Source organism: Candidatus Pelagibacter sp. PS_37, assembly GCF_059417825.1.
Window position 1 is genome coordinate 425419 of the sequence record NZ_CM182067.1, and the last position, 16686, is coordinate 442104.

Sequence of the window (16686 nt, forward strand, 5' to 3'; positions counted from 1 at the left end):
TAAAACGAACCCAAATTATTGTTAATTATTAAGGTTTTTTAAATGATAATCTAAAATTAATGAATAATAGCTTTAGCTGAACCTAGTTGATCAACTTTTCCAGTATAAAGACCTTTACCTAGGATTGGAACAACACCAACAGTCGATCCTGTAAATACATAAAAATCTTTATCAAGAGTGACTTTATCTTTTTTTAACTCATTCAAAACAAATCTAAGTGAGTTTAATGGGTTTATATAAACGGTATTTGTATTTCCATTAACGCTTTGTCCAATTTTTTTATTAGCAATATTTGTCTTTAAATTTCCAATATTAATTTTTTTATATTTTTTCTTTTGCCCAATTAAAAACTTAACATTAGCACCAAAGTCACTACATAAATCTCCAAAACTAGTAATGCCTTTTTTCTTTTGCCTGTAACCAATAACCTCAATACAAGCTGCCATGTGAGAAATATGTTTTGTTATATTTTTCGTTGTAATTAATCCTTTTGATGAGAAAAAGTTTTTCTTAATTAGGTAACAAACCTCAAGTTCTATCCCTAAAGTTGATTTATTAATTTTTACTTTTTTTCCACTTTTTATAAAATTCTTTTTAAAGATTGCAGCATAGAAAGGTTTTTTTTCTTTAAGCTTTTTCATGACAGGTATACCTGTCCCTGCAGCTTTAAATCCTATTATTGGATCTTTAACTTTACTCTCACATAATTTTCTTAGCTTTTGAGCTTCACTTAATGTTTTTGTAAATTTTATTGGAAGTGGTGCAATTATTTTATTGTTAACAAAAGCATTAACTAATTTATCTGCTGTTTTTTCTAATATGGTTTTTTTCATTATTGAATGTTTAATATAGTTGCAGGATCTAGTCTAGTACCAAACCAATTAAGTCTTACATCAAGATGTGGTCCAGTTGACCTACCAGAGGAACCAACTGTAGCAATGATATCTCCTTTTTTAACATGATCACCTACATTTACAAAAATTTCATCCATATGCATGTAGAGAGTTGAAACACCATGACCATGGTCAAATATTAAAGTTGCACCTGTATAAAATAAGTCTTTTTCAGCCAGAGTAACAACACCGTTATTCATTGCTTTAACAGGTGTGCCTTTTTTTTGAGCAAAATCTAAACCGTAATGAGGCCATTTGGGTATGCCATTTAAAATTCTTTGACTACCATAAACACCAGTAATTATTGCATCATCAACTGGGATAATAAACTTTTCTTTAAAAAACTGTAAGTCACTTTCAATTTCTCTTGCATCAGCTATTAATTTGTTTTCCTTTTTTATTCTTGCATAAAATTCTTCAGGTGGTGTAACTTTTTTTTTAGGTAAGCCTTCAATTTTTTGAATATTATATTTTCTTTTTTTAATTTTTTTTATAATTTTGTTATTATTTTCAGTAATTGTAATGTCAAATTTTCTATCTTTTTCAATTCCAAATGCAAAATAACCATCTTTTGTGACTTTAACTTTTTTTTTATCTACAAAAATTGATGAACCAGGCTCAGTTTTTCCAATAATGTAATGTCCTTGAATGAATTTTCCCTGAAACTCTACTGCAAAAGATTGAGTTGAAAAAAATAACGCTACTAATGAAAGTAATCTATATATTACTTTGCTGTCCATCCACCGTCTACTAGGATTGATGTGGCTGTAATCATCGATGAAGCGGATGAAGCTAAAAAACAAACGCTTGTTGCAACATCACTTTCTGTTGCTAATTTTCCCATAGGAATATTGCCTAAAGCTAGTTTTTTAAATTCTTTGTTTTTAAAAAATCTTTTAACCATCGGTGTTGCTACAAAAGTAGGGGCCACTGTATTTACTCTAATATTGTTTTTTGCAAGCTCAACACCCATACCTTTAGTCAAACCTTCAATACCAAATTTTGTCATATTATAAACATTTCTACCAGACATTCCAACATGACCAAGTTGAGATGACATATTAATAATAGATCCACCTCTTTTTTTATTCTTTAACATTTTTTTAACAACTAATTGAGCAACATTAAAAGCAGCTTTAAGGTTTAAATCTACTAAGTAGTTCATGTTTTCTTGTTTAATTTTTTCAAAAGGTTCTGGAATATTTGTCCCAGCATTATTAACTAAAATATCTATAATCTTAATCTTATCTAGTTTTTCTTTAAGATCTTCATAATTCATTACATCACAATTAACTTTGATAACTTTACCTTTTATCTTTTTTATTTCTTTTTCAAGTTTATCAAGATCTGATTGAGTTCTACTTAAAGCAATGATTGTAGCTCCAGCTTCAGCAAGAGCAATTGAGCAAGCTCTTCCCAATCCTTTACCTGCACCTGTAACTAATGCATATTTGTTTTTAAGATTTATTTTTTGTAAGTACATTTAAATAAATAACTTTAAATCAGTATAAATTAATTCGATAGCAACAACCAGTATAGCAATTAAACCAATCCAGGCTATCCATTTATATTCATTAATCCATCTTGATATTACAGTAGCAGCTGTTGCCATAAGAATTATTGATAAAGCTAAACCAAATATTAATAATACATAGTGATCACCAGCAGCACCAGCTACACCTAAAACATTATCCAAACTCATCGTAAAATCAGCAAGTAAAACTGTCCATATAGCCTTCATAAAGCTTGAATTATCTACTTTAATATCTTCATCACCTGACTGACCTTTGATTACATCTGTATAGAGTTTGTAGACTATATAAAGAAGAAGCAATCCTCCTATTAATCTTAATCCTGTTATTTGTAATAAATAAGCAGTTAACATGGTTAAGATAATTCTTAAAATTACTGCACCACCTATCCCCCAAAAAATTACTTTTTTTCTTTGTTCGGGTGGAAATTTAGAGGCAACCATTCCAATAATAATGGCATTATCACCAGCTAATACTAAATCGATAAATATAATTTGGCCTAAAATTATAAGTTGTTCAGGCCCGAATAATTCTGCAAACATCAGCTGCTTAGTATCATATCAGCACCTTTTTCTGCAATCATTATTGTGGGTGCGTTAGTGTTTCCAGAGGTGATATTGGGCATTATTGATGCATCTATTACTCTTAAATTTTTAATTCCATGAACTTTTAGCTGATCATCAACAACGGCCATATCATCTTGACCCATTTTACATGTTCCAACAGGATGAAAAATAGTTTGAGCATAATCTGCTGCTGCTTTTAAAATATCTTCATCTTCTGTTAAATGAATTCCAGGTCGGTATTCTTCTGGGCTAAATTTTTTAAATGTCTCAGATTCTAAAACAATTTTTCTTGTTAATTTAAGACCAGCTGCTGCAATTTTTCTATCTTCATCTGTCGACAAATAATTCATTTTTATTTTTGCGTAAGTTCGTGAGTCTTTATCTGTTATACTAATATGACCTCTACTAGTTGGTCTAATTTGTGAAACTGTTGGAGTAAAACCATGAAAATCATGGTTTTTGGTAGCTCCCAATGTATCCATACTCATTGGCTGAACATGCCATTGTAAATCAGGCAGCTCTAATGAAGGATCACTTTTTGCAAACATACACATTTGACTTGCACCCATAGTCATGGGCCCACTTCTATTAAAGATATATTCCAATCCAATTAACAAGTTACCAAATAAACTATTAATTTTTTTATTAAGAGATTTTATATTTTGTATTTTATATATTGGTCTAAACATTAAATGGTCTTGTAAATTTTCACCTACACCCTTTAATTCATGCACCATTTCAATTCCTAGTTCCTTTAATTTATCTGAATTTCCAACTCCAGATACTTGTAATAATTGTGGAGAACCTATTGCCCCTGAAGATAAGACAATTTCTTTATTTGCACTTACAGTGAATATTTCATTTTCAATCCAATACTCAACTTCTTTAGCAACTTTGTTTTCAAAATTAATCTTTTTAACATGAGCTTTTGTAACTATTTTTAAATTAGGTCTTTTCTTAGCTGGGTTTAAATAACCAACAGCAGTACTACATCTAAAGCCATCCTTTTCTGTTACTTGAAAATAACCACAGCCATGATTGTCTCCTGTATTAAAATCTTTAGTTTTTGGAATTCCAAATTCCTCAGCCGCTTTTTGAAACTGATTTAATAAAGGCAATTGTATTCGTTGGTCAGAAACAGACAAAGGACCTCCTACACCATGAAATTCACTTTCTCCTCGTTCTTGATTTTCAGCTTTGATGAAATAAGGTAATACATCTTCCCAACTCCAGCCTTTATTTCCTAGCTGCCTCCAAACATCGTAGTCTCTGTGTTGACCCCTAACATAAAGTAGACCATTTATAGATGAGCTACCTCCAAGAGTTTTTCCTCTAGGATACCTTATGGACCTATTGTTCATAGTTTCATCCGGTTCTGTATTATAACACCAATCAACATTGGGGTTATGCATAGTTTTGAAATATCCTACTGGTATATGAATCCATGGGTAATTATCTTTACCACCAGCCTCAATTAAAAGGACTTTGTTTTTTGGATTTTCAGATAATCTATTTGCAAGAACACAACCTGCTGATCCAGCTCCAATAATAATGTAGTCAAAATTATCCATATATATTTTTATAAATTAATTTTTATTAATAATCTAATAATATATAGAAAAGCATATTTATTTCTGATATTTGAACAACTACAAAATAATGAAAAAAATATTAATATTTATATGTACAATTTTTTTATCTTTATCATTTCACGTTCAGTCTGTTGAAATTGAAATTATTAATGATAAGCCTGGTACGGGAAAAAAGATTATAAAGCATTCTTGGGTTCAGCTTGAATACACAGGCTCATTTGAAAATGGAAAAGTTTTTGATACAAATATTGGTAAAGATAGACCTTTAGTAGTACAAATGAGTATGAAAGAGGTAATTCCTGGTTTTGAACAAGGAATAATGGGAACTACCAAAGGAACTAAAAGAAAAATTAAAATTCCAGCTGAATTAGCCTATGGAAAAAAGGGTGGTGGAGATATTATACCACCTAATACAGATCTAATATTTGAATTTGAAGTAATTGACGTTTTAGATCCTAGTTATAAATCAGTTTCATCAGATGAGTTAATAGACATGATTGAAAATAATGCCGTGGCACTTGATATTAGAACAGAAGAAGAGTGGGATAAAACAGGTGTTATCAAAGGTTCATTCCCAGAAACAGCTTTTGATAAAAATGGTAAATTTCAAGTGTATGTTATGGATAAAATTAGAGCACTAGCTGCTTCTCAATCTCAAGATGTTAATTTGATTTTTATAAGTCATGATGGAGAAACGGCATCAATGTTGGCTAATTCATTTTCTGAAGACTTGGGCTTTACTAATGTTTCGGTTTTAAAAGGTGGAATTAAAGCTTGGCAGAGTGAAAATAAAAAACTTGGCCCTCATAAGTAATATCATTCTATCCATAAAAGTTTTTTCTTTGTAAGTTTTTAAATCTAATTTCATCATTTAATAAATCAATTGCTCTTTCCTGGTCTTTTCCAATAACGCTTGACATTTTCCTTTTATTAATACTTCCCCATTTAATTAAAGCTCTAATTATTGGTAAGCTAGAGCTGCCAAATTGTGTTAAAGAATATTCAACAGTTATTGGGTTTGATTTAATAACCTTTCTTTTTACTAGAGTGTCATTCTCCATTTCTTTTAATTGTTTAGACAACATTTGAGCAGTTATCGTATTTAAATCTTTCTTAAGTTTACCAAATCTTATTGGTTTATTAATTAACTTTTTAAGTATCTTAATTTTCCACTTTCCACTAATTAATTTTAAAGCATTATTTAATGGATCTTTATTTATTTCTAATTTATTTACCATGGTATGTTTAATATACTAGTTTAGTTTTAATACCAAAAAAATTTTATATTTAATAATTCTTTTGATTAATATTTTAAAAAGTAATAACTTAATTAAAATTAAAAATTTTTATAACAGGATTTCAATGAAACTAAAAGATAGAATAGCAATAGTCACAGGTGGTGGAAAAGGAATTGGTGCAGAGATTTGTGTAAGACTAGCAAGTGAGGGAGCAAAAATTGTTATAGCTGAAATGGATATTGAAAATGGTGAAAAAATTTCTAAAAAAATTCAAGGTAATAATGGTGAAGCAATTGTTGTAGAAACAAATGTTGCCGAAGAAGATAGTGCAAATAACATGGCTGATGTTGCTATTAAAAAATTTGGTAAGATTGATATTCTTGTTAATAATGCTGGTATAAGACATATTAACAATATTCTAGATCATACAAAACAGCAATGGGATGACATGATATCGGTAAACTTAACCGGACCATATCTATGCTGTAAGTCTGTTATTCCTCATATGATAAAAAATGGTAAAGGAAAAATTATTAATTTTGGATCTATTGCAAGTTTTATGGGTAGACCTGATAGAGTAGCCTATGTTGCTGCAAAATCTGGTATACTAGGTTTAACGAGAGCCTTAGCGGTCGATTTAACTGGGAAAAATATTAACGTAAATACTATTTGTCCTGGGTTAATTTCAACACCTTTCAATCAAAAATTTGCTGAAGATCCTACTCACGGTAAAGCTTGGGGCAAAGAAACTATAGTTGGACGTTGGGGTTTGCCATCTGATATATCTGGTGCAGCTGTTTTTCTATCTAGCGATGATGCAGATTTTATAAATGGATCTGAAATAAAAATTGATGGTGGATGGTTAGCAGCAAAAACTAGAAAAGGTGAAATAAGTAATTAATGAGTGATGATTTTAAAAATAATTTAGAACTAGCACTAGGTAATGCAAAAAGATTATCTAATAAAATTTTAATTAATGGAAAATTGTCACCTGCTAAAGCTGAAGCTAAAATTAGCGTATTAAATCCAAGTACAGGTGAAAATATTGGTGAAGCTCCACAGTGCAATAAGGTTGATGTGAATATAGCGGTTGATGCAGCAGAAGCTGCATTTCAAAAATGGAAAAAAGTACCTGCGAGAGAACGTGGTAAAATAATGACGGCTGCTGCTAGAAAATTAGAAGATAGAAAAAATGAAATTGAAACATTATTAGCTTTAGATACTGGTAACGCACTTAGAACTCAAGCCATACCGGAGACAGCAGCATCAATTGAATTAACTCATATGTTTGCTGGACTTGCAGGAGAAATAAAAGGTGAAAATTATCCACCAAACATTCCAAATACAATTCATTACACAACCAAAGATCCAATTGGAGTTGTTTGTGCAATTATTCCTTGGAATGCTCCTTTATTTTTGACTGTTGCAAAAATTGCACCAGCTATTGTAGCGGGAAATACTGTAGTGTTAAAAACTGCTGAGCAAGCACCACTTTGTGCTTTACTCTTATGTGAAATATTACAACAAGAACTTCCTCCTGGAGTTTTAAATGTAATTTCAGGCTATGGAGAAGAGTGTGGTGAACCATTAATTGATCATCCTAAAGTTAGAAAGGTTACTTTTACAGGATCGTTTTCTGTTGGAAAAATTATTGCAATAAAAGCTGCTCCAAAATTATGTCCAGTTACATTAGAATTAGGTGGAAAAAATCCAAATATTATAATGAGTGATGCTGACTTAGATATAGCAATACCAGGCGTAATTGATGGTATGAGGTATACTCGTCAAGGACAGGCTTGCACCGCAGGATCAAGAGTTTATATACACGAAAAAATTTATGATAAAGTTTTAGAAGGTGTAGTTTCTAAATTAAGTAAACTTAAGATGGGAAATGCACTTGATAGTAAATCTGATATTGGCGCAATAATATCTAATGAACAACTCAAAAGAACCTTACATTATATGGACATTGCTAAAAAAACATCATCTGCAAAGGTCTTACATGGTGGCAATCAACCTAAAGGAGGAGATTATAAGGAAGGTTTCTTTTATGAACCAACCTTATTGTCAGGCGTTCCTGTAGAATCTCCCGTATGTCAAGAAGAGGTATTTGGCCCTGTTGCTTGCGCAATTCCGTTTAAGAGTTTTGATGAAGTTATGAAAAGCGCTAACGACACACCTTTTGGTTTATCAGCCGTTTTATGGACTCAAAACTTATCTAGAGCATTGCAATTTGTAGATGAAATTGAAGCTGGCTTTGTTCAGGTAAATCAATGCGTTGCTCCAAGAGCCAATGTTTCTTATGGAGGAATTAAAATGAGTGGTTTAGGTAAAGAATATGCTTTTGATAGTATGATTAACCACTTTACACAAAGTAAAACAGTTTTAATTAATAGAGGTAAATCAAATTTAGATGACTAATCACATTGCATTTATAGGTGTTGGAAATATGGGAAACCCTATGGCTGATCAATTAGTAAAAGCTGGCAAAGAAGTAAAAGCTTTTGATGTTTCACCAGAGGTAATAAAAATTGCAAAAGAGTCAGGTTTAAATGTTGTATCCACTATTGATGAATTATTAGATGGCGCTAGTACTGTTATATCTATGCTACCAGAGGGAAAGCATGTTCGATCTCTTTATTTAGGAGACAAAGGAATATTAAATAAAATTCCAAAAGAATGTTTGATAATTGATTGCTCAACAATTGATATTGAGACTTCTCTAGAGCTAGGTAATGAATCAAAAAAACTTGGAATTAAAATGATAGATGCACCAGTTACTGGTGGTGTGATGGGAGCAAGAATTGGAAAATTAAATTTTTTAGTTGGTGGAAGTGATGAAGCTGTAGCATTAGCAAAACCTTTATTTGATATTATGGGACAAAAAATTTTACATGCAGGTGTTCAAGGAAGTGGAGTAGGTGTAAAAATTTGCAACAATATGTCTTTAGGAATTTCTATGATAGCAGCATCTGAATCTTTAATGTTAGCTAAAAGATTAAAAATGGATATTAAAAAGGTTCATGAAATAATAAAAGCAGCTTCAGGAAATAATTGGGCTATGACTAATTATACACCTTTACCAAATCTTACTGATGGAGTTCCTTCAAATAATAAATACCGACCAGGTTTTACAGCATCAATGATGAGAAAGGATTTAAGGCTAGCCATGGATGCCGCTCAGTCTGTAGATGCCTCTACACCATTAGGTAAAGCTGCTTTAGAAATTTTTTCAAAATTCTGTGATGAGGGTGATAGTGACACTGACTATTCAGGTATATCTAAAATGATTGGTGGTGATGCTTGGAATTATCCATTTGATCCAAAAGGAAATAAATAAAAACAATATTTGTAAATTTACTTAACAGTATTAAAAGTATACCAAACAATTCAATTGATTGTAGTATATTATAGGTTGTATCGTCTATATTTAACTTATTTTAAGTTTACTTTTCTCCTACAATAATGTTTATTTCAAATTTATTAAGACTAAATAAAAAAACAGAGAGGGATAAACATGAAAAAAATCACATCATTGATTTTAAGTTTAGTATTTGCAGTATCTATTATTGCTTCTGCTTCTGCTAAAACTTTAAAAATACAAATGACCTTTCCAAAAACTTCTTATGATGCGCAAATCGTAGGAATGTGGGCTGAAAGAGTTACTGGCCTTACTGGTGGTTCATTAAAATTTGAACTTCTAGGAGCTGGAGAAGTTGTAGGTGTTAAAGAAACATTAGAAGCTGTTGACAAGGGTCTTGTTGATGGTGGTGCTGCTTGGACTCACTACTGGTCTAACTATCACCCTGCTGCAATGTTATTTGGTTCGCCAGTTGCAGGTGGTGGTATTGGTTTAAGTACTAAATCTTGGTTAGCTTGGTATTTTGATAACGGTGGAAAAGCTTTATACGATCAACTATGGGATGAAATGGGTATGAACGTAAAAGGTTTTGTTATGGCATCTTCTGGTCCAGAGGCTTTAGGTTGGTTCAAAGAGCCGATCAACAGTATGGCTGATTTCAGAAAATACAGATTTAGAACTCCTCCGGGAATTCCTGGTCAAACATACAAAGACATTGGTGTTGCATCAGTTTCAATGGGTGGTGGAGATATTCTACCAGCACTTGAAAAAGGAACAATCGATGCTGCTGAATGGTGTTGTCCAAAACCAGATCTAGTATTTGGTTTCCAAAAGGTATTGAAAAATTACTACCTTCAAGGCTTACACCAAAACGTTGTAAATGGAGACGTGTTCTTCAACAAGGATGTTTATAATAAGTTAACTGACCAAGAAAAATATGCAATGGAAATTGCTTCTGAAGCGATGATAACTAGAAACATTACAAACAGAGCTGTTGAAAATGGAAAAGCGTTGATTGAATTAACTACCAAACATGGTGTTATACTTCATGATACTCCAGCTGATTACTTTGTTGAATATATGGCTGCTGCTAAAGCTACTATTCTAAAGAACTCAAAAGAAAATAAGTTCTTTGATGAAGTTTACCAGCACATGACTGCTCACGCAAAAATCGTAGTACCTTTTATTGCTCAAATGGAAACATCTGATGCATCAATTGGAACTGCATTTGCAAAAGCGCAAAAGTAAATAGATAATTTAAACGGGGGCTTAATATTTTTAAGCTCCCGTTTTTTTAAAGTAAAAAAAATTTAATCGACATTACTAATTAATAAAATGGTCAAAAAAAAATCTCATTCAGCTGGCGTTAAAGAAACTCTAGATATTACTGATGAGTTAATAGCGGAACGTAGAACTAGTTTAAAAATGCCTAAGGACATGGCTCCTTGGATGGCAAAAACTATAGAGTTTATCGACCTTAACATGTTGAGAATTGGTAAAGTAATTTGCTGGATGGTAATTCCTTTAATTTTTGCAATGACTTTTGAAGTTATTGGTAGACATTTTTTTAATAGACCAACTCTTTGGGCTTATGATGTAACCAGAATGATTGCAGGAGCATTTTTTATGTTGGGTGCTGGTTACGCATTATCAAAAGGTATTCATATAAGAGCTGATTTTTTATATAGAAATTGGAATGTTAAAACTCAAGCAAAAGTAGATCTATTCTTATATTTATTATTCTTCTTTCCAGGTTTCATAGTCTTCTTTTGGGTAAGTTTTGATTATGCTTATACTTCTATATGTGGGAGATCTATTTTAGCAGAATGCTTAGATGGAAAAGTTAGAATTCAAAGAGCAATGGATACTACTTGGATGCCAGTAATGTGGCCATTAAAAAGCTGCATGCCAATTGGAGCTTTTTTGTTATTAATTCAAGGGATATCAGAATTATTTAAAACATATTATGCGTTTCTGAAAGGTAGATGGCCGTAATGGAAATTTTTTCACAAGAATTAATTGGAGCAATAATGATAGGAGTAATGCTATTTGCTATCTTTATTGGTTTTCCTATTTCATTTACATTAATATTTTTAGGTCTTGTGTTTGGTTACTGGGGTTTTGGAAAGTTAGTTTTTTATTTAATGACCCTACAGTTTAATATGATTATGACGGAAAGTACGCTGGTTGCCGTCCCACTCTTTATATTTATGGGCATATTAATGGAATCTGCAGGTCTTATGGAAAGACTATTTTCAGCCATACAATTAATGCTATCTAGAACAAGGGGCGCATTATTTTATGCAGTTATGTTTGTGTCTACAATTTTTGCTGCTGCAACAGGAATAGTTGGAGCATCAGTAACAATTCTTGGAATCATGGCAGGTAAAACTATGATTAAATCTGGATACGATACTAGATTATCTGCAGGCTTAATATGTGCCGGAGGAACTCTTGGAATTTTAATTCCACCAAGCATTATGTTAGTAGTAATGGGGCCTGTTTTAGAAATCCCAGTAACAGATTTATTTGCTGCAGCAATAATTCCAGGAATAATGTTGGCAGTTCTTTATGCTCTTTACACCACTGTTAGATGTTATTTTGATCCAAAACTTGGTCCAATTTTACCAAAAAGTATGCAACCAAAAAGTATGGGTAAAGTTTGGGTAGAATTCTTTTTAGGGTTAGTACCGCCTGCGGGATTAGTATTTTTTGCTCTAGGTAGCATATTATTTGGTTTAGCAACACCTACTGAAGGTGCCGGTATTGGAGCTATTGGATCTTTATTACTTGCTTTAGCATATAAAAAATTAACTTTAAAAACTTTAAAAAATTCTTTAATTAAAACTTTAGAGATTACTGCATTGATAATGTTTTTAGTTGCTGCATCGAATTTCTTTGGAGCAGTTTTTTCAAAATTAGGAACACCATCTTTATTAACTGAATTTTTATTAAACTTAGAAGTTAACAGATATGTTATTTTAGCTATACTAATGGCAGTAATTTTCTTGTTAGGTTGGCCTTTAGAGTGGGTACCAATAGTTCTTATTGTATTACCAATATTTGTTCCATTGATTAAAGAATTAGACTTCAACTTGACTTGGTTTGCAATACTTGTAGCTGTGAATTTACAGACCGCCTGGTTATCTCCACCTGTAGCTCTATCTGCGTATTTTTTAAAAGGTGTTGTGCCAGAATGGGAACTTAAAGATATTTATCTTGGTATGATGCAGTTTATGGGAATACAGCTTTTAGGTTTAATTTTGATCATCGCATTTCCTCAAATTGCACTTTGGTTACCTAGTGTAATGTACCCTTAAGAGTTTATTTTTTATTTATATAAGGAATTACAGTTCCAACTAAAATAATTCCCAATGAAATAAATATATTTAATGTAATTTCTGCATCAATTACTACCCAGGCAGATAAAGCTCCTATGGGCCCTGTTAAAGGATACATAAGACTAATTCTTCCTATTGGAACCCTTCTCAAGGCATAATTATAAAATAAATAAGAACCAAAAGTTATAAAAGATAAAGTGATTGCAGCTATTACTGATGGTGTAAATTCTAAATGAAATGAATATCCAAAGGTAGAGTTAGGCCAAATAATAAATAATATTAAAAATGATAAAATGAAACCAGTAAAATATTGGTAAGTATTTACACCTAGCTGGTTAACATTAGTTTGCATTTTTTTTCTACCAATAACTTCATTAATTGAAGCCAAAGTCATTCCTGCAAAAATAATAAAGTCCCCAATATAATTTCCCTGACCAATAATAGTTTGACTTGATAAGAGTATATAAGTTCCAATAATTGTTATAAAAGCTCCTATTAAAACCTTTATCTCAATTTTTTCATTTAAAAATATTTTAGCAACAAAAGGTTGCATGATTGGCATTGTACTTATAATAGCAACACCATTAATAGGCGACGTAAGCATTAAACCTACATGGAATGCTAATGTTACAAGAAAAGGGTTTAGTAAACCCATCAAGAAAGGTGCTAGACCTATTTTTTTAATTGACAAGTCAACTCTCATTATTAAAGCAAAAGTTAACATAAGCAAAAAAGCAATTGCAAACCTTACAGCTAGTAAATCAACAATTTGAAATTCTTCTAGAGCAAGTTTTACAAACGGAGGACCTGAGCCAAAACCAATTACAGCAAGAAACATTGCCAAGTAACCAATATTTTTTTTAAGAAAGAGCATTAGATCCAAAATACTATTACAAATGAAAAAAAAAGATATTCCATTTTAACTTATTAGTTTATTATTTATTAGTGATTCAGCGTAAAAATAAAATTAATCTTATTAACTGGGAATTAGTGTCAGTTAACCCAAATGATAAAACTTGGAATTGGAAGGATATTTTTTGCTTTTGGGGCATTAATATACAAAGTGTTATTGCTTTTTCCTTAATAGCATCATTGTATCTTGTTTATGACTTAAACATTGCAGTTGTTTTTTTAGGAAGTTTAATTGGTTCTCTTCTAGTTTATTTTTTAGCTAACTTGATAGGAAAACCCTCTCAAAAATATGGTCTTCCATTTCCCGTTATCTTAAGGACTTCATTGGGTGTGTTTGGGGCAAAATATTTTTCTTTAATAAGAGGTCTTGTTGGTATCTTCATGTTTGGAATTCAAACATATTTTTTATCAAAAGCATTTAGTTATTTAATTCGAATATTTTTCTTTTCTGTTGATAATACTTTCCTTCAGCATGATATTTTTTTAATTTTTGTTTCAGGTCTTAACATTATTGATTGGGCTGCTTTTTTAATAGCAATTCTATTACAATCTTTTTTATTCAGTAAAAGTCATAAATTTAATAAGCTAATTATTAATTATTCAGCAATAACAGTTTACACAGGGATGCTATTATTTTTTTTTGTTGTACTTCTCTTAGATGTTAAGGAGGTTTCAAGATCATTTGCTGACATTTTTACTTATAGCAATATATTTCTTAAGAGTAATATTGCTCCCTTGATTACTGTAGTTGGAATAGTATTTGCTTACTTTTCAATTATTCTTGTAAATTTTGGAGACTTTGCCCGTTACGTTAAAGATGAAGAGGAATTAAAAAAAGGTAATTTGAGTTTATTTTTAAATCTTATTATATTTTCATTTTTTGCTGTATTTATAGTTGTCGGGGCTGATGTAATTTTTCATCAGAAACTTGAGGAAATTGGAAAGATACTTACAAATCCTACAGATATTATAGGAACTTTAGATAACACTATTTTAACTGTAATAGTTTTATTTTTTATTATTGTAGCTTCAGCATCTACTAATCTAATTGCAAATTATGTGCCTGCTCAAAATTCTTTGTTAAATTTTTTTCCAAGTAAACTTAATCTAAAAACTTCCTCTTATATAATTATTATTTTTGGATTTATAATTGGTATTTTTTGGTTACCATTATTAAGTCAGATAGGAATTTTATCTTTTGTCGATACATTTGCTGCATTTTTTGGACCTCTTTTTGGTGTTATAATCATAGATTATTATTTAGTTAAAAAATCAAACTTAAATAATAAGGATATATTTTCAGCAGAACCTGATGGAGTTTACTTTTACACTAATGGATGGCATATAAAAGCCGTATACTCTATAACCCTAGGTTTTATTTTTGCTGCTTCAACAATTTGGAATGAAAGTTTAATGAATTTTAATTCTTACTCTTGGTTAATTGGTGCTTTTATCTCTTCATTGACATACAATTTATTAACAAGTAAATAATTTCATGCATCAGTTTGATTTAAAAAATAAAACAGCAATTATCACAGGTGGAGCACAAGGTTTTGGTTTAGATATTGCTAAAAGGTTTTTAAAGTCAGGAACAAAAGCTATTATCTGGGACATCGATGAAGAAGAATTAAAAAAAGCTGTTAAAGCTGTGAATGATCCAAATCTTTCATATAATGTTGTTGATGTATCTGTTTTCAAAAATGTTAAAGATACAGTTGATGAAATAGCAAAATCTTCAAATATTGATATTTTAATTAATAATGCGGGTATTACTGGGTCTACGTCTTCACTTTGGGATTACGATGTAGCTGAATGGAATAAAATAATAGAAATTAACTTAATGGGTACATTTAACTGTTGTAAATGTGTGGTGCCTTACATGATTAAAAATGATTATGGTAGAATCATCAATGTTGCTTCGGTTGCCGGAAAAGATGGTAATGCAAATGCAAGCGCTTATAGCTCAGCAAAAGCGGGTGTTATTGGTTTAACAAAATCGTTAGGAAAAGAATTGGCTGATAAGAATATAGCTGTAAATGCTGTCACTCCAGCAGGAGCTAAAACAAGAATATTAGACCAAATGTCAAAAGAACATGTTGCCAGAATGCTTTCCAAGGTTCCTAGAGGTAGATTTTTAGAGATAGAAGAGTTTACTTCATTAATTTGTTGGCTAGCTTCAGAAGAAAACTCATTTTCAACAGCAGCTGTTTTTGATATTAGTGGTGGTCGTTCTACTTACTAACTAGCACTTTAGAATCAACATTAAGAGACTTACTTTCTTTAGAAATAACTGGTGCCAGTAGAATTATGGACCAATATATTAATAAAACAAATATAGAAATTAATTTCATTCTATTTATATAGTATCCAATATTGATAATTTAATGCTTAAAGTGTGTTCAAATATTGTTTTAAAATTAAATTTAGATATACCCTCAGACTGATGAAATTTTTTTTAATATTATTAGGATATTTATTTTTAATAACAAAACCTTTGTTAGCTGAAAATGTTTACGTTTTCGATTTTACTAACGATGAGTTAAATACATTAAAAGTTAAAAAAGTTAAAGGAGAGACCAGCTGGGCTGTTGGGTCTAACGAAAATGGTAACTTTATAAGAGCAGAGGCTGAAGGTGTTGGGTCAGGCTTGGGAAAAGAAATTAGAATTGATCTTAATAAAACTCCTATTATTAATATTACATGGAAAGTTGAGAAAGACTTATCTGGAATTATTGAAAATAGTAAAAAAGGGCACGATTATGCTGCTAGAGTTTTTGTAATAAAAAAAACAGGTTCTACGCCATTATCTAACAGGGCAATTAATTATGTTTTTTCAAGTAATAATGATGTTGGAAAATATTGGCCAAGTCCATATACAAAAAAATCTATTGATTATGTTCTCTCAACTACAAAAAATAACAAAAATACATGGGTTACTGTTAAAGCAAATGTGCAAAAAGATTTTAAGAAACTTCATGAAATTGATGTTACAGAAATTTCAGGTATAGCTATAATGACTGACACTGATAATTCGAAATTAAAAGCTATCTCTTATTATCAAGATATTTATTTTTCAGCTGAATAAGATTATTTAAATACTTTTTTAAGACCAATACTTAAAAAAGATAAAAGTACTGCAACAATTACATCTTCAATGGGTGCAGCATTAGGGACCAAATAATTCCAAGCAATTACACCTAAAAGCCAAATAATATAAACTTTCATTGTTATATTATATCTTAGTTTGATGC

18 protein-coding genes are annotated in these 16686 nt (G+C 30.9%); 10 read left to right on the forward strand and 8 right to left on the reverse strand.

The window, feature by feature from the left end; genetic code table 11:
- Nucleotides 1-56 precede the first annotated feature (56 nt).
- From AC5SL9_RS02275 to AC5SL9_RS02295, 5 genes are read right to left on the reverse strand one after another with little or no spacing between them, the layout of a single operon-like run.
- Nucleotides 57-833, reverse strand: coding sequence for a fumarylacetoacetate hydrolase (locus AC5SL9_RS02275; RefSeq protein ID WP_278387130.1), 777 nt, complete (start codon nucleotides 831-833; stop codon nucleotides 57-59).
- The gene (locus AC5SL9_RS02280; RefSeq protein WP_018414037.1) at nucleotides 833-1633 is read right to left on the reverse strand and encodes a M23 family metallopeptidase; all 801 of its coding nucleotides are present in this window, start codon (nucleotides 1631-1633) and stop codon (nucleotides 833-835) included. Before AC5SL9_RS02280 ends, AC5SL9_RS02275 begins: the two co-directional genes overlap by 1 nt.
- Nucleotides 1618-2376 carry an SDR family NAD(P)-dependent oxidoreductase gene (locus AC5SL9_RS02285; protein WP_006997062.1) on the reverse strand — a complete coding sequence of 253 codons (759 nt, stop codon included), beginning with the start codon at nucleotides 2374-2376 and terminating at the stop codon, nucleotides 1618-1620. The genes AC5SL9_RS02280 and AC5SL9_RS02285 overlap by 16 nt, the downstream gene beginning before the upstream one ends.
- Nucleotides 2377-2967, reverse strand: coding sequence for a TerC family protein (locus tag AC5SL9_RS02290; RefSeq protein ID WP_011281998.1), 591 nt, complete (start codon nucleotides 2965-2967; stop codon nucleotides 2377-2379).
- Nucleotides 2967-4562: a GMC family oxidoreductase gene (locus AC5SL9_RS02295; protein ID WP_006997060.1), complete on the reverse strand. Its 1596-nt coding sequence runs from the start codon at nucleotides 4560-4562 to the stop codon at nucleotides 2967-2969. Before AC5SL9_RS02295 ends, AC5SL9_RS02290 begins: the two co-directional genes overlap by 1 nt.
- Before the next feature lie 88 nt (nucleotides 4563-4650).
- On the opposite strand from AC5SL9_RS02295, the gene AC5SL9_RS02300 reads away from it, so the two are divergent.
- Nucleotides 4651-5397, forward strand: a complete 747-nt coding sequence (locus tag AC5SL9_RS02300; RefSeq protein ID WP_494574280.1) for an FKBP-type peptidyl-prolyl cis-trans isomerase — start codon at nucleotides 4651-4653, stop codon at nucleotides 5395-5397.
- Nucleotides 5398-5404: 7 nt separating this feature from the next.
- On the opposite strand, the gene AC5SL9_RS02305 is transcribed toward AC5SL9_RS02300, so the two are convergent.
- The gene (locus AC5SL9_RS02305; protein ID WP_494574281.1) at nucleotides 5405-5821 is read right to left on the reverse strand and encodes a winged helix-turn-helix transcriptional regulator; all 417 of its coding nucleotides are present in this window, start codon (nucleotides 5819-5821) and stop codon (nucleotides 5405-5407) included.
- Nucleotides 5822-5945: 124 nt separating this feature from the next.
- On the opposite strand from AC5SL9_RS02305, the gene AC5SL9_RS02310 reads away from it, so the two are divergent.
- The 6 genes from AC5SL9_RS02310 (at nucleotide 5946) to AC5SL9_RS02335 (ending at nucleotide 12502) form a co-directional block, all read left to right on the forward strand.
- Nucleotides 5946-6722, forward strand: a complete 777-nt coding sequence (locus AC5SL9_RS02310) for an SDR family NAD(P)-dependent oxidoreductase (RefSeq protein WP_006997057.1) — start codon at nucleotides 5946-5948, stop codon at nucleotides 6720-6722.
- Nucleotides 6722-8242, forward strand: coding sequence for an aldehyde dehydrogenase family protein (locus AC5SL9_RS02315; protein ID WP_006997056.1), 1521 nt, complete (start codon nucleotides 6722-6724; stop codon nucleotides 8240-8242). Before AC5SL9_RS02310 ends, AC5SL9_RS02315 begins: the two co-directional genes overlap by 1 nt.
- On the forward strand, nucleotides 8235-9161 hold the full coding sequence (gene mmsB, locus AC5SL9_RS02320) for a 3-hydroxyisobutyrate dehydrogenase (RefSeq protein WP_006997055.1): 927 nt from the start codon (nucleotides 8235-8237) through the stop codon (nucleotides 9159-9161). The genes AC5SL9_RS02315 and mmsB overlap by 8 nt, the downstream gene beginning before the upstream one ends.
- A 177-nt stretch (nucleotides 9162-9338) precedes the next feature.
- Entirely contained in the window at nucleotides 9339-10430 is a 1092-nt protein-coding gene (locus AC5SL9_RS02325; RefSeq protein WP_494574282.1) for a TRAP transporter substrate-binding protein, read from the forward strand.
- An 87-nt stretch (nucleotides 10431-10517) separates the two neighbouring features.
- Nucleotides 10518-11177 (forward strand): TRAP transporter small permease subunit, encoded by a 660-nt coding sequence (locus AC5SL9_RS02330; RefSeq protein ID WP_494574283.1) that lies wholly within the window; start codon nucleotides 10518-10520, stop codon nucleotides 11175-11177.
- Nucleotides 11177-12502, forward strand: a complete 1326-nt coding sequence (locus AC5SL9_RS02335) for a TRAP transporter large permease (protein WP_006997052.1) — start codon at nucleotides 11177-11179, stop codon at nucleotides 12500-12502. Before AC5SL9_RS02330 ends, AC5SL9_RS02335 begins: the two co-directional genes overlap by 1 nt.
- Nucleotides 12503-12506: 4 nt before the next feature.
- Here AC5SL9_RS02335 and AC5SL9_RS02340 read toward each other — a convergent pair whose 3' ends face one another.
- Complete coding sequence (locus tag AC5SL9_RS02340; RefSeq protein ID WP_271564593.1) at nucleotides 12507-13397, reverse strand: DMT family transporter; 891 nt, start codon at nucleotides 13395-13397, stop codon at nucleotides 12507-12509.
- Nucleotides 13398-13513: 116 nt separating this feature from the next.
- On the opposite strand from AC5SL9_RS02340, the gene AC5SL9_RS02345 reads away from it, so the two are divergent.
- The 3 genes from AC5SL9_RS02345 to AC5SL9_RS02355 all read left to right on the forward strand — a co-directional run bounded on the left by AC5SL9_RS02345 (nucleotide 13514) and on the right by AC5SL9_RS02355 (nucleotide 16520).
- Nucleotides 13514-14926: a cytosine permease gene (locus tag AC5SL9_RS02345; protein ID WP_494574284.1), complete on the forward strand. Its 1413-nt coding sequence runs from the start codon at nucleotides 13514-13516 to the stop codon at nucleotides 14924-14926.
- A gap of 4 nt (nucleotides 14927-14930) precedes the next feature.
- A complete protein-coding gene (locus AC5SL9_RS02350) occupies nucleotides 14931-15677 on the forward strand; it encodes an SDR family NAD(P)-dependent oxidoreductase (protein ID WP_494574285.1) in 747 nt (248 codons plus the stop codon).
- A gap of 201 nt (nucleotides 15678-15878) precedes the next feature.
- Nucleotides 15879-16520, forward strand: coding sequence for a DUF3047 domain-containing protein (locus AC5SL9_RS02355; RefSeq protein WP_006997048.1), 642 nt, complete (start codon nucleotides 15879-15881; stop codon nucleotides 16518-16520).
- Nucleotides 16521-16522: 2 nt separating this feature from the next.
- On the opposite strand, the gene AC5SL9_RS02360 is transcribed toward AC5SL9_RS02355, so the two are convergent.
- On the reverse strand, nucleotides 16523-16660 hold the full coding sequence (locus AC5SL9_RS02360; protein ID WP_006997047.1) for a hypothetical protein: 138 nt from the start codon (nucleotides 16658-16660) through the stop codon (nucleotides 16523-16525).
- Nucleotides 16661-16686 lie beyond the last annotated feature (26 nt).